The 13,045-nt window shown below is 64.9% G+C and carries 11 protein-coding genes; 2 read left to right on the top strand and 9 right to left on the bottom strand.

The window, feature by feature from the left end:
- Positions 1 to 27: 27 nt before the first annotated feature.
- From ATO9_RS00170 to ATO9_RS00210, 9 genes are all read right to left on the bottom strand, one after another.
- A complete protein-coding gene (locus ATO9_RS00170) occupies positions 28 to 1,188 on the bottom strand; it encodes an acyl-CoA dehydrogenase family protein (protein WP_043743515.1) in 1,161 nt (386 codons plus the stop codon).
- 320 nt (positions 1,189 to 1,508) lie between these two features.
- Positions 1,509 to 3,053 (bottom strand): long-chain-fatty-acid--CoA ligase, encoded by a 1,545-nt coding sequence (locus ATO9_RS00175; protein WP_043743518.1) that lies wholly within the window; start codon positions 3,051 to 3,053, stop codon positions 1,509 to 1,511.
- Positions 3,053 to 4,210: an acyl-CoA dehydrogenase family protein gene (locus ATO9_RS00180; protein WP_081979394.1), complete on the bottom strand. Its 1,158-nt coding sequence runs from the start codon at positions 4,208 to 4,210 to the stop codon at positions 3,053 to 3,055. Before ATO9_RS00180 ends, ATO9_RS00175 begins: the two co-directional genes overlap by 1 nt.
- Positions 4,211 to 4,295: 85 nt before the next feature.
- Positions 4,296 to 5,459 carry an ABC transporter substrate-binding protein gene (locus ATO9_RS00185; RefSeq protein ID WP_043743521.1) on the bottom strand — a complete coding sequence of 388 codons (1,164 nt, stop codon included), beginning with the start codon at positions 5,457 to 5,459 and terminating at the stop codon, positions 4,296 to 4,298.
- A 27-nt stretch (positions 5,460 to 5,486) separates the two neighbouring features.
- Complete coding sequence (locus ATO9_RS00190; RefSeq protein WP_043743523.1) at positions 5,487 to 7,316, bottom strand: AMP-dependent synthetase/ligase; 1,830 nt, start codon at positions 7,314 to 7,316, stop codon at positions 5,487 to 5,489.
- Complete coding sequence (locus ATO9_RS00195) at positions 7,307 to 8,068, bottom strand: ABC transporter ATP-binding protein (RefSeq protein ID WP_043743525.1); 762 nt, start codon at positions 8,066 to 8,068, stop codon at positions 7,307 to 7,309. Before ATO9_RS00195 ends, ATO9_RS00190 begins: the two co-directional genes overlap by 10 nt.
- 214 nt (positions 8,069 to 8,282) lie before the next feature.
- A complete protein-coding gene (locus ATO9_RS00200) occupies positions 8,283 to 9,053 on the bottom strand; it encodes an ABC transporter ATP-binding protein (protein WP_043743528.1) in 771 nt (256 codons plus the stop codon).
- A complete protein-coding gene (locus ATO9_RS00205; protein ID WP_043743530.1) occupies positions 9,050 to 10,144 on the bottom strand; it encodes a branched-chain amino acid ABC transporter permease in 1,095 nt (364 codons plus the stop codon). The genes ATO9_RS00200 and ATO9_RS00205 overlap by 4 nt, the downstream gene beginning before the upstream one ends.
- 4 nt (positions 10,145 to 10,148) lie before the next feature.
- Entirely contained in the window at positions 10,149 to 11,024 is an 876-nt protein-coding gene (locus ATO9_RS00210; RefSeq protein WP_043743532.1) for a branched-chain amino acid ABC transporter permease, read from the bottom strand.
- Positions 11,025 to 11,167: 143 nt separating this feature from the next.
- Between ATO9_RS00210 and ATO9_RS00215 the strand changes: the two genes are divergently transcribed.
- Together ATO9_RS00215 and ATO9_RS00220 are read left to right on the top strand one after the other, a co-directional pair.
- Positions 11,168 to 11,788: a TetR/AcrR family transcriptional regulator gene (locus ATO9_RS00215; protein ID WP_043743535.1), complete on the top strand. Its 621-nt coding sequence runs from the start codon at positions 11,168 to 11,170 to the stop codon at positions 11,786 to 11,788.
- 29 nt (positions 11,789 to 11,817) lie between these two features.
- A complete protein-coding gene (locus tag ATO9_RS00220) occupies positions 11,818 to 13,026 on the top strand; it encodes an acetyl-CoA C-acetyltransferase (protein ID WP_043743537.1) in 1,209 nt (402 codons plus the stop codon).
- The last annotated feature ends 19 nt before the right edge of the window (positions 13,027 to 13,045 follow it).

Below are 13,045 nucleotides of genomic sequence, written 5' to 3' on the forward strand. Positions count from 1 at the left end.
CGAAAAGCCTCGGTTCAGGGTCGAAGCTCAGGTCAGTTCGCGTTCGCCCAGGCCGATCCCGCGACCGATGATTTCCTTCATGATCTCTGACGTGCCCGCGTAGATGCGGGCGATCCGGGCGTCGCGGAACATGTGGCTGATCTCGTATTCATCCATGTAGCCGGCACCGCCGTGGAATTGCAGGCCGGCATCCACGACCTCGCCCTGAAGCTCGGAGCAGATGAGCTTGGCCGCCGCTGCGTCCTCGGGCGTCAGCTTGTCCTCGTTGGCCAGCATCACGCATTGATCGAGATAGGCCTGCGTCGCATCCAGCCGCGCCCGCAGGTCGGCCATCACGAAACGGGTGTTCTGGAAGGCGCCGACCGGTTTGCCGAAGGCGCGGCGCTCCTTGATGAAATCGAGCGTCACGTCGAAGGCGGCCTGGGCGTGGGACAGCGAGGAAATCGCGCTCATCGTGCGTTCGACGGCCAGGCATTCGGCCATGTAGGCAAAGCCCATGCCGGGATCGCCCAGCAGGTTGTCCTTGGGCACTTTCACATCGTCGAAGCGGATCTCGGCGGTGTCCTGCACCGGCAGACCCATCTTTTTCAGGTGCCGCCCGCGGGAAAAGCCAGCCATGTCGGCGGTCACCACGAACAGCCCGATCTGGCCGCGTTTTTCGCCCGTCTTGGCGGCCACGACGAACAGGTCGCCGATGATCCCGTTGGAGATATAGGTCTTGGACCCGTTCAGCAGGTAATGATCGCCCTTGTCCTCGGCCCGGGTGCGGATCGCGGCAAGGTCGGAGCCGGTATCGGGTTCGGTCATGGCGATGGCCATGATCGTGTCGCCGCTGACCGCCCCGGGCAGGAACCGCTTCTTCTGCTCGGGCGTGGCGAAGCGGTCGAGATAGGGGCCGACCAGCATGGAATGGGCGTTGTGGAAAAAACCGATATCGGTCCAGCGGATGGTTTCCTCCTGCAGGACCTGATCGTAGCGGATGTCACGGATACCCGGGCCGCCATATTCCTCTTCGGCCCAGAGGCAGAGCCAGCCATTGTCGCCGAAAGCCTTGAAATCCTCGCGGTCGACATGGGCCTGGTCCCGCCATTTGGCGACCTTGTCGGCCATGTTGTCCTTGAGGTAGCGGCGGACCTGATCGCGGAACATCTCGTGTTCGGGATCGAGGTGAAGGCGGGGGAAGGGCATCGGGAAATCCTTCGGTCGGTTATCTGGAAAAGGGCGGGACGCAAGCGGTGCGATCGTCGACCCGCGGGGTGGCGGACAAACGGTCGTTCGGGTGCGGTTTATCGTGAAACATGGTCGGGGCGTTTGAGGTCATCCCCGGACCCAACCAATCGCCGCCCCGGGGGGCGGGTCGGCGGTCGCACGGCGCCTTCGGCTTGACTCCGTGCGAAGGAGCTGGCTGCTTTTGTTGCACCCAAGCTTCAAGGGACAGTCCTTTTCTTGACGAATACGCGCTAGCGATTTCGCTCAGTTGCAAGCTTTCTCGTACTGACCCGCTCACCCTACGCATCCTTCAGTTCCGCGCGCAGGACGTGTTTCAGGACCTTGCCGGCGGGCGAGAGGGGCAGGTTGTCGACGAGCGAGATCGAGCGCGGGGCCTTGTAGCCGGCGATGGTCTGGCGGCAATGGGCGCGGACGGCATCGAGGGTGATTTCGGCCTCTCCGGCGGGCACGATCACGGCATGGACGCGTTCGCCGAAATCCTCGTCGGGTGCGGCGACGATGGCGCAGGCGGCGACGCCGGGCATGGTCGACAGAGCGTTCTCGACCTCGGCGGAATAGACGTTTTCACCGCCCGACACGATCATGTCCTTCACCCGGTCGACGATATGCAGATAGCCGGCGGCATCCATGAAGCCTGCATCGCCGGTGTGCAGCCAGCCGTTGTCCAGCACGGCCTCGGTTTCCTCGGGGCGGTTCCAGTAACCCAGCATGATCTGGGGGCCGCGCACCACGATCTCTCCGACCGCGCCGACGGGCAGGTCGCGGCGGTCGGGATCGACGATGCGGACGGTGGCCGTGGCGATGGGGCGTCCGACAGAGGTCAGCCGTTCCGCCGCGCCTTCGCCCAGGTGGTCCTTGGGCGGCAGGCAGCTGACAACTGGAGAAAATTCGGTCTGGCCATAGAGCTGCGTGAACCCGGCAGAGGGGATCGCGGACATCGCGCGGGCCAGCAGCGCGGTGTCGATGGGGGCGGCGCCGTAGCGGATCGAGATCAGGCTGGTGAGGTCGCGGCTGGCGACGTCCGGGTGATCCAGCAGCCAGCGCAGCATGGTGGGCACGACGAACAGGTCGCCGATCTTCTCGGCCTCGATCAGCCGCAGGGTTTCGCCGGGATCGAAGGCGGGGGTGATGACCTGCGGGGCGCGGCGGAAGGCGAACTGGAAGATCGTGCCGACCCCGCCGATATGGAAGAACGGCGCGACATGCAGGCCCGGCGCGTCACCGCCATGGCCGCCCGCCGCCGACACGGCCAGCGCGCCGGTGGCGATATTGGCATGGCTGAGCATCACGCCCTTGGGCCGGCCGGTCGTGCCGCCGGTATAGAGCAGCGCCGCCATGTCGTCGCCCTGCCGCCCGGCATCGTCGACGGGGTCATGGTTGGCGATCAGGTCTTCGTAATCGAGCATCCCGTCAGGGGCGGCCCCGTCCCCCGCATGGATCACATGCGTCAGGTTGGGGGCGAGGCCGCGCAGCTCCGCCACCATGGGGGCGAAGCTGTCATCCACGAGCAGCATACGGGTGTCGCTGTCCGTGAACGAAAACGCCATCTCCTGCGCGGACCAGCGGGCATTGACCGGATTGATCACGCCGCCGGCCCAGAGGGTGGCAAAGACATATTCGACATAGCGGTCGGAATTCGCCGCCAGCATCGCCACGCGGTCCCCCGGCCCCACCCCGAGCGCCCGCAACGCCCCGGCCAGCCGGGTGATACGGTCCGCGAAGTCGGCGTTGCTGCGCCGCCTGTCGCCGAAGATCGTGAACAGGTCCGCCGGGCGTTCGCTGGCGGCCTTTCCGATCGGCTGGGTGAGGGAGAGGCCGGGCATCAGTTGCGCTGCCGGTCGTCGAGGCCGAGGCCCCGCCCGATGATCTCGCGCATGATCTCGGACGTGCCGGCATAGATGCGGCTGATCCGGGCATCGCGGTAGAGGCGCGAGATCTCGTATTCGTCCATATAGCCCGCGCCGCCATGCAGCTGGAGGCATTCATCGACCACGCGGCCCTCCACCTCGGAGGTATAGAGCTTGGCCTCGGCGGCCATTTCCGCGGTCAGGCGTCCGGCCATGTGTTCGCGGGCGCAATGGTCGGTCAGCGCCCATGCGGCATCCAGTTCGGTGCGCATCGAGGCCATCTTGAACCGGGAGTTCTGGAAGGTGCCGACGGCCTTGCCGAAGGCGCGGCGTTCCATGATGAATTCCATGGTGATGTTGAAGGCATGTTCGGCCCGCGCGACGAAGCCGACGGCGCCGATCAGGCGTTCCTCGGCCAGGTTCATCATCATGGTCTTGAAGCCGCCCTTGGGATCGCCCAGCACGTTTTCCTTGGGCACCTTCACGTCGTCGAAGAACAGCTCCGCCGTGTCCTGGCTTTCGAGGCCCAGCTTCTTGAGGTTGCGGCCGCGGGCAAAGCCGGGGCTGTCGGTCTCCACCCAGAAAAGCCCGACCTCGTGGCTGGCCTCGGGGTTGGTCTTGGCGGCGACCAGCACCAGGTCGGTGAGGAAGCCGTTCGAGATATAGGTCTTGGAGCCGTTGAGGACCCAGTGATCCTCGTGTTCGACGGCGCGGGTCTTGATGCCGGCCAGGTCCGACCCGGTGCCGGGTTCGGTCATCGCGATGGCCAGGACCGTATCGCCCGAGACGGCGCCGGGCATGTATTTCTTGCGCTGCGCGTCATCCGCGAAGTTCTGCAGGTAGGGGCCGACGATGCGGTTGTGCAGGCCCAGGAAGAAGCCCGGTTCACGCGGCCCGATCTCTTCGGTCAGGATCATGTCGTAGCGGAAATCGTTGAGGGCCAGGCCGCCATAGGCCTCGTCGGCATACATGCAGAGGAACCCCTGCTCGCCGGCGCTTTTCCAGATGTCGCGGCTGACGCTGCCGTCTTCGCGCCAGGCCTCGGCATGGGGGAAGACCTCTGCCTCGGCCCAGGCCCGGACGGATTTCCGGAAAATCTCGTGTTCTTCGTCATAGATCGTGCGGTTCAGCATCGGGGCCTCCGGCTGATTGTGAGTGGATTATTTTGTGGAAACAGTGGGTTGGCGGGGCGGTCGCGCCGCCCCGCGCAAAGTCATGTCATTCGATGGTCTGAACGAGCACCCAGGAGCCGTTCTCGATCCGGTTCACGAAGACCTCGTCCGCGGCCTCGTGATCGGTAGCGGAGAAATCGACGTGGTTGCCGGCGATCTTGTCCTCGTAATCCAGCGTCTCCATCGCGGCGATGAAGCTTTCGCGGGTCAGGTCGGGACCGGCCGCTTCGAGGGCTGCGACCATGATGCCCGCGCCCGCGCGACCCAAAAGGGCGCCGGTGCCGGGATAGTCTTCGCCGGTGGCGGCCTTGTATTGTTCGACCCAGGCGGCAACCTCGGGTTCACCGAGGCGTGCCTCGAGATCCTGCCAGCCGGCGGCGGAATAGACCCCGTCCATCACGCCCTGGGCCGCCAGGCCCTTGGCGACGACGGTATGGAACCCGGCGGAGGAGAGCATGAATTTCAGGTCATCCATGCCCAGCTTGCGCGCGGTGGTGATGGCGTTGATCATCTGGCTGATGCCAAGCGCCATGCCCACGGTGTCGCAGCCGGATTCCTTGACGCGGCCAAGCGCGCCGGTGAAGTCGCTTTCGTCGGGCTTGTGACCGATTTCCGCGCCCAGTTCGATGTCGCCGGCATCGGCCAGTTCATGCACCGCGGCCTCGATTTCCTTGCCGAAGTCGGTGGGCAGGATCATCAGGCAGACCTTCTGGGTGCCTTCGTTTTCCTGCATGTAGGCGATCGCGGCCTTCACGGCAGCATAGTAGGAGGCGGTGCCGGCGAATTTCCACGGCTCCAGCGGTTCGACCATCTGGCGTGCGGCGGTGATGGGCGACACGTTGGGCACGCCCTGCGGCCCCATCATCTGGAACATCGCCAGGTTCTGCGGCGTGCCGAGGTTCAGCAGCATCGCGAAGACCTGGTCGCGGTTGATCAGCTTGTTGGCGGCCTGCGCGGCCTTGGGCACCTGGTAGCCGTGATCCTCGACGATATAGGTGATCTTGCGGCCATGGACGCCGCCATTGGCGTTGACCTCGTCGAAATAGGCCTTGGCGGCAGACACCGCCGGAACCGAGAACGGCGCGAAGATGCCCGAAAGGTCATGCGCCCCGCCGATCTTGATCTCGTCGTCGGTCACGCCCGGCGCCTGGGCCAGCAGCGGCGAGGCGGCAAGCGTCGCGGCGGCAGCCAATGATTTGAGATATTTCATTCTTTCCTCCCTTATATGACCTTTTGGTCAGTACATCTCGTCGATCAGCGCGGCGTGGCGCTGGTTCACGAAATTCCGTTTCAGCTTCATGGTGGGCGTCAGTTCCTCGTCCTCGGCCGTCAGAAGCACGTCGATCAGGCGGAAATCCTTGATCTGTTCCACCTGGGCGAAATCCTTGTTGGTCGCGGCGACGACGCCGCCGATCAGGTCGCGGACCTCCTGCGCGCGGGTCAGCGACGCGAAATCCGAGAAGGGGATCTGCCGGTCCTGGGCAAATTTCTCGACGTTTTCCTGGTCGATCATGACGAGGCAGGTCAGGTATTTGCGCCGGTCCCCGATCACCACCGCGTCCGAGATATAGGGGCTGAACTTCAGCTTGCTCTCGATCTCGGCGGGGGTGATGTTCTTGCCGCCCGCGGTGATGATGATGTCCTTGAGACGCCCGGTGATCGTCAGGGCGCCATCGTTGCCGATGCGGCCGACGTCGCCGGTGCGCAGCCAGCCATCCTCGGTCATCGTCTCGGCGGTCTTTTCCGGCTTGTTCCAGTAGCCGCCAAAGACGCAGGGGCCACCGACCAGCAATTCGCCGTTGTCGTCGATGCGCAGGCTCACGCCGGGCAGGGCGGGACCGACCGTGCCGATGCGGTTGTCCTCCACCGTGTTGACGGTGGCGACGCCGGCGGTTTCGGTCATCCCGTAGCCTTCGACCAGCGGCACGCCGAGCGCGGCAAACCAGTGGATCAGGTCGGGCGAGATCGGTGCCGCGCCCGAGGTCACGCGGCGCGCATTTGCCAGCCCCAGCATCCGGCGCAGGTTGGACAGGACGGTGACATCCGCGATCCAATGCGCCAGGCGCAGCCCGGTGCCCGGGTTTTCGGCCTGCGAATAGCGCGTGCCGACCTTCAGCGCCCAGTCGAAGGCGCGTGCGCCGACCGGCCCGGCCTCTGACCGCAGGATCATCACGCGGGAATAGATCTTTTCCCAGATGCGGGGGACGCCGGCGAAACTGTCCGGGCTGACCTCCTGCAGGTTGTCGAAGACGGTTTCGGGGCTTTCGGCGAAATTGACGGTACAGCCATTGGCAATCGGCGCCTCGACCGAGACCAGCCGTTCCAGAACGTGACAGAGCGGCAGGAAGCACAGCAGGTTGTCGGTTTCGCGGAAATCCAGAAGCTCGTTCCCGGCCTTGAGCTGGAAGATCATGTTGCGGTGCGTGATCATCGCGCCCTTGGGCGGCCCGGTCGTGCCGGAGGTGTAGATCAGCATGCGGGGATCCTCGGGGCGGATCGTCTTCATCGCCTCTTCGAACTTGCCGGGAGTGCTGGCCTCTTCGGCGTCGCCCATCTCGTAAAGCTCGTCGAGGAACATGACCTGTGGGTCCGAGAATTCGGCCAGCCCCTCGCGTTCCATCACGACGACCTTTTCGATGCCGGGCATGTCGGCGCGGGCCTCGAGATACTTGTCGAGCTGTTCGTCGTTTTCGACAAACAGCACCCGCGCGCCGCTGTCCTGGCACAGGTAGGCCAGCTGGGACGCGCTGTCGGTGGTGTAGACGCCGGCGGGAATGCCGCCGATCGCCGCCGTGCCGAGATCGATATAGAGCCATTCGCGGCGGTCTTCGGACAGGATCAGGACCGGCTCGCCCTTCTGCACGCCAAGCTTTTGCAGCGCGCGGCCGATCTTGCGGGCATGGTCGTAATAGTCGCGCCAGGAATAGGCCTGCCAGATGCCAAGCTCTTTCTCGCGATGCGCGACGCGGTCCCCGTATTTGGCACAGCGATCGGCCCATAGGGCGGTGATCGTTTCGTGCCCGTCGAAGCTGAGGTATTCCGAGATATTCACCGGGCTCATCTCCATGTCTTGCGCCTTTTCCAGCGTTTCTGGTCGCGCTGCGTTTCGCCGGTCTTGCCCAGGTAGAATTCCTGGATGTCGTCCGAGGCGCGCAGTTTCTCGGTGCTGCCGGCCATCACGATCCGGCCCATTTCCAGCACGTATCCGGTATGGGCCGTGGCCAGCGCGATATGGGCGTTCTGTTCCACCAGCAGCATGGTGACGCCCTGTTCGGCGTTGAGCCGGGCGATGATGTCGAAGATCTCCTGCGTCAGCAGCGGCGACAGGCCGAGGCTGGGTTCGTCCAGCATCATCAGCTTGGGACGGGCCATCAGGCCACGGCCGATGGCCAGCATCTGTTGCTGCCCGCCCGACAGGAAGCCCGCGGCCTGGCGGCGGCGTTCCTTGAGGATCGGGAAATACTGGTAGACCAGCTCCATGTCCTCGGCGGAGCTGTCGCGGCGGGTGAAGGCGCCGAGCTTCAGGTTCTCCTCGATGGTGAGGTAGGGAAAGACCTCGCGGCCCTCGGGGACCAGAGCGATGCCCTTCTGCACGACGCGGTCGGGGTCGAGCCCGCCGATCTGGTCGCCCATGAAGGTGATGTTGCCCTTTTCGGGGTCCATCAGCCCGGCGATGGTCTTCATCAGGGTCGTCTTGCCGGCGCCGTTGGCGCCGAGGATGGTGACGATTTCCCCCTGTTCGACGTCGATGGAGACCCCGCGCAGGGCCATGATCGCGCCGTAGAAGGTTTCGAGGTTGCGGACGGAAAGGACGGTCATGCGGTGGCTCCTTTCCAGGTTGTGATCTGGGCTTGTCTGGCACGGGCGACCAGCCCGGGCCGCGCCCTCCCCTCCCCCAGGGAGGGCGCCTTGGCGACGTCGCTTGCCGCACATCTGTTCTTCGAAGCTTGAGAGATAAACCGCCAGGCCACCGGCGTTGCTTGGCGCCCACCCAGGGGAGGGCGCGTCCCTTCGAGCTGAGGTTCGACCGTCATCATGCCGCTGCCCCCGTTCCCAGATAGGCCGCCATCACGTCGGGATGGGCCTGCACCTCGGCGGGGGTGCCCATGGCGAGCGGCTGGCCGTTGGCCACGGCCAGAACGCGGTCCGAGACCTGGTTCACCAGGCTCATGTCATGTTCCACCATCAGCACGGTCAGGCCCATGTCGCGGCGCATGTCCTCGATCCAGAAGGCGACGTCTCGGGTTTCCTCGACCGAGAGGCCGGAGGCCGGTTCGTCCAGCAGGATCAGCTTGGGCCCGATGGCCAGCGCGCGGCCGATCTCGACCACCTTGCGCACGCCGTAGGGCAGGCCGGCGATCATCTTCTTGCGGTAGGCTTCGAGTTCCAGGAACTCGATCACCTGTTCGACGCGGCGGCGATGTTCGCGTTCCTCGCGGCGGACCTTGGGCAGGAACAGGATGTCCTGCACGAAGTTCGTGGCGCGGTGCGTGTGCCGACCCATCAGCAGGTTGTCGAGGACCGTGGAATGATCGAACAGCTCGATATTCTGGAAGGTCCGCGCGATGCCCAGCCCGGCGATGTCATGCGCCTTGAACCCGGTGATGTTCTGCCCGTCGAAGCGGATCGTGCCGCGGGTGGGCTGGTAGACCCGGCTGATCAGGTTGAAGATCGTGGATTTCCCGGCGCCGTTCGGGCCGATGATGGCGAAGACCTCGCCCTCGTCGACCGAGAAGGACACGCCGTCCACGGCCTTCACGCCGCCGAAATGGATGGCCAGGTCATTGACGTCCAGAAGGCTCATTTCATCCGCTCCGTCTTGAGGTAGGATTTCTGCCGGCGGAACATGTCCTTGCGGGCCAGCGGGAAGATCTCGAACCAGGTGCGGATTTTCAGCCAGCGACCATACAGTCCCGTGGGTTCATAGATGATGAAGCCGATCAGGATCAGCGAGAAGATCATCGTGTCGAGCCCTGGAATGCCCGAAAGGTCGATCCCGATGCCCACCAGGTTGTCCCGCGCGATGGAGATCGCCTGCGGCACCGCCGTGATCAGGATCGCCCCCAGGAACGCACCCTGGATGAAGCCGAGGCCGCCGATGGTCACGACCAGCAGCAGGTTGATCGAGATGAAGATCGAGAAGAGCTCGTAATTGAAGAAGCCGATGTAATGGCCCATCAGCGCCCCGGCCAGGCCGGTGACGCCCGAGGATAGCCCGAAGGCCAGCGCGCGGGTCCGGGTCACGTTGATGCCCAGGGCGCGGGCCGAGACCTCGGAATCTCGCACGGCCAGGAAGGACCGCCCCGTGGGCGAGCGCATCAGGTTGGCGTAGCCCCAGGTGACGATGGCCACCACGGCGAGGCAGAGCCAGTAGAAGTTCTCGAGCGAGGCATAGCGGTCGAAGCTGATCCCGAAGATCGTGATCGAGGGCGCCATGATGCCGCCGACCCCGCCGGTGATCGGTTCCAGCAGGATCACCAGTTCCTCGACGATGACGAAGACCGCAAGCGTCGCGATGGCCAGGTAGATGCCCGACATGCGGACGGCTGGCACCGCGATGATCGCGCCGAAGAGGCCGGTGATGATCCCGGCAATCGGGAAGGTCAGCAGGAAGGGCAGGCCGGCATTCATCAGCGCCGCGTTGGCATAGGCCCCGATGGCGAGGAAGGCCGCATGACCCAGGCTGACCTGCCCGGTATGGCCGACGGCCACCATCAGCCCCATGCCCGCCAGCGCCCAGATCAGGGTATTGGCGGCCTCGGCCAGGTAGTAATTGCCGACGAAGAAGGGCAGGGCGACCATCACCGCCAGCAGCACCGCGATCTTGGCGCGGCTCTGCCCGTGTTCATGCAGGTCGATATCCTTGTCGTAACTTGTCTTGAAGACCACGCGCATCGGTTCAGACCTTCTTCATCTGGATCTGGCTGAACAGGCCGCCGGGACGGGTGACCAGCACGATCAGCATGATGATGTAGGGCGACATCTTGGCCAGCTCGCCGGGGGCGTAACGGCCCGCGACGGGTTCGATCACCCCGATGATGAGCCCGCCCAGCAGCGCCCCGGGCAGGGACCCGAGGCCCCCGATCACCGCCGCCGCGAAGGCCTTGATCCCCAGCAGGCCGATATTCGGGTCGATGGCGCCGCGCGTGGCATACAGCACGCCCGCAACGGTCGCCACGGCGCCCGACAGGCCCCAGATCAGCGAATTGACCCGCATCACCGGTACGCCGACGATATAGGCTGCCATCTGGTTCTGCGACGCGGCCTGTGCGGCCAGGCCGATCTTGGTGAAGGCAAAGAAGGCCCACAGCGCCACGGTCAGCACCAGCGTGACCCCGATGGTCACCAGGTCGGCGAGCGAGATCACGATGCCGCCGCCGCGCAGGTTCTGCCCGGCAAAGGGCGTTTCCAGCACCAACGGCGTGTAGCCCCAGATCGAGCCCGCGACGAAGCGGAACACGAAGCCGAGAGCGATGGTCAGGATAACGAGGGCGAATTGCGGCTGGCCGAAGATCTGGCGCACCACGACCCGTTCGACGCCCCAGCTGATTCCGAACATCAGCACCATGGCGCACATGACGGCGAGGCCGAAGGGCAGTCCCATCTGGTCGGTATTGCCGAAGCCGAGCGCGATGAACGCCCCCAGCATCATCATGTCGCCCTGGGCGAAGTTCACGCCCTCGCTGGACTTGTAGATCATGACGAAACCGAGCGCGACGAGCCCGTAGATACAGCCGTTGGCCAGGCCACCTATGACGAGTTGAAGCAGCTCCATTAGCGGAGCCCGGGCGCAAGCGCGCCCCTCTGGATAGTATCCATGCCGTCTCCTCCCCTGCGGCGATGAACGATGTTGACAGGAATTAAACACTCGTGTTCAATTTACGTCAACAGTGATTTTTCGAGAGACCGAAAGAGCCGATGAATACAGCCACCCTTCGCATCCAACAGGCCGCGCTCAGGCTCTTTGCCGAGAATGGCGGAACGAGCGTCGCGGTCAGCGAGCTCGCGAAGGAGGCCGGGCTGTCGCGCGGCACGATCTACAACAACCTCGACGATCCGACGGCGCTGTTCGAATCGGTCTGCCAGACCGTGGCGCAGGAATTCGGCGACTCGATCGCGGCGGCCACGCGGGACATGTCGGACCCGGCAGAAAAGGTCTCGGCCGCGGTGCGCCTGTGCGTGCGGCGGGTGCATGAAGACCCCCATTGGGGGCGCTTCATCGCGCGCTACGCCATGCTGGAACCGACGCTGGGATCCTTCTGGGGCAAGATGCCCGCAGAGGAACTGCGCCGCGGGCTGATCAGCGGGCGGTTCAACTTTCATCGCGACCAGGTCGCCTCGATCACCGCATCGGCGGGCGGGGCAACCTTTGGCGCCATGACGCTTGTCCTGGACGGTCACCGCACGTGGCGGCAGGCCGGCAGCGACACGGCAGAAATCATCCTGCGCGGGGTCGGCATCGAAAGGGCCGAAGCGCGGGACATCACGCAAATGGAATTGGACCCCCTGCCAAGGATGGCCGTGTTCGACGCGGCCTGACAGCAGGGTTTCATGGGAGGAAGAGGAAGATGGCAGAAGCTGCCTATATTTACGATGCAATCCGCACACCGCGATCCAAGGGCAAGGGCGATGGCACCCTGCACGAGGTGAAGCCGATCAACCTGGTGACGACCCTGCTGGGCGAAATGCAGCAGCGTCACGACCTGGATACCAGCCGCGTCGATGACGTGATGCTGGGCTGCGTGGCCCCGGTGATGGAACAGGGCGCGGTGCTGCCCAAGATCGCGCTGCAGAAGGCGGGCTGGGACGAATCCGTGCCGGGCGCGCAGGTGAACCGGTTCTGTGCCTCGGGGCTCGACACGTTCAACACCGCCGCGGCCAAGGTCGCGTCGGGCTGGGAAGACCTGGTCTGCGCGGGCGGCTTCGAATCGATGTCCCGCGTGCCGATGGGCGCCGATGGCGGCCCCTTTGCCGAGGACCCGGAAACCGCGATCAACACCGGCTTCGTGCCGCAGGGCATCGGCGCCGACCTGATCGCCACCATCGAGGGCTGGAGCCGCGATGACGTGGACGAGTTCGCCCTGCAAAGCCAGAAGAAGGCCGCCCATGCGCGCGATTCTGGATGGTTCGACCGTTCTGTCGTTCCAGTACGGGATGAAAACGGGCTGATCGTTCTGGAACGTGACGATTTCATCAAGCCCGATACGGACATGCAGAAACTGGGCGCGCTGAAGGCAAGCTTTGCCATGCCCGGGTCGATGGGGTTCGACGCGGTGGCGCTGGCCAAGTATCCGCAGGTCGAACGGATCGACCATGTCCATACGCCCGGTAACTCCTCGGGCATCGTGGATGGCGCATCGCTGGTGATGGTCGGCAACGAGAAGGCCGGCAAGGATCTGGGCCTCGACCCGCGCGGGCGCGTGGTGGCCATTGCGCTGACCGCGACCGACCCGACGATCATGCTGACGGGCCCGGGCCCGGCATCGGAAAAGGCGCTGGCCAAGGCCGGGCTGACCATCGACGACATCGACCTGGTCGAGATCAACGAGGCCTTTGCATCGGTCGCCCTGCGCCTGCAACGCGACCTCAATGTGCCGGATGAAAAGCTGAACGTCGTGGGGGGCGCCATCGCCATGGGGCACCCGCTGGGCGCCACCGGCGGCTGCCTGGTGTCGACCATGCTGGACGAGCTGGAGCGCCGGAACCAGAAGCGCGCGCTGATCTGCATGTGCGTGGGCGGTGGCATGGGCATCGCGTCCATCATCGAACGCCTGTGATCGCGCGGAGGGAGGAAAC

Source organism: Pseudooceanicola atlanticus, from assembly GCF_000768315.1.
Classification (GTDB): domain Bacteria; phylum Pseudomonadota; class Alphaproteobacteria; order Rhodobacterales; family Rhodobacteraceae; genus Pseudooceanicola; species Pseudooceanicola atlanticus.

Coding starts and splice junctions, on each gene's coding strand:
- ATO9_RS00190 (WP_043743523.1), bottom strand. CDS start 7,316: ATGGAGATGAGCCCGGTGAATATCTCGGAATACCTCAGCTTCGACGGG.
- ATO9_RS00180 (WP_081979394.1), bottom strand. CDS start 4,210: ATGCTGAACCGCACGATCTATGACGAAGAACACGAGATTTTCCGGAAA.
- ATO9_RS00205 (WP_043743530.1), bottom strand. CDS start 10,144: ATGCGCGTGGTCTTCAAGACAAGTTACGACAAGGATATCGACCTGCAT.
- ATO9_RS00195 (WP_043743525.1), bottom strand. CDS start 8,068: ATGACCGTCCTTTCCGTCCGCAACCTCGAAACCTTCTACGGCGCGATC.
- ATO9_RS00220 (WP_043743537.1), top strand. CDS start 11,818: ATGGCAGAAGCTGCCTATATTTACGATGCAATCCGCACACCGCGATCC.
- ATO9_RS00175 (WP_043743518.1), bottom strand. CDS start 3,053: ATGCCCGGCCTCTCCCTCACCCAGCCGATCGGAAAGGCCGCCAGCGAA.
- ATO9_RS00210 (WP_043743532.1), bottom strand. CDS start 11,024: ATGGAGCTGCTTCAACTCGTCATAGGTGGCCTGGCCAACGGCTGTATC.
- ATO9_RS00215 (WP_043743535.1), top strand. CDS start 11,168: ATGAATACAGCCACCCTTCGCATCCAACAGGCCGCGCTCAGGCTCTTT.
- ATO9_RS00200 (WP_043743528.1), bottom strand. CDS start 9,053: ATGAGCCTTCTGGACGTCAATGACCTGGCCATCCATTTCGGCGGCGTG.
- ATO9_RS00185 (WP_043743521.1), bottom strand. CDS start 5,459: ATGAAATATCTCAAATCATTGGCTGCCGCCGCGACGCTTGCCGCCTCG.
- ATO9_RS00170 (WP_043743515.1), bottom strand. CDS start 1,188: ATGCCCTTCCCCCGCCTTCACCTCGATCCCGAACACGAGATGTTCCGC.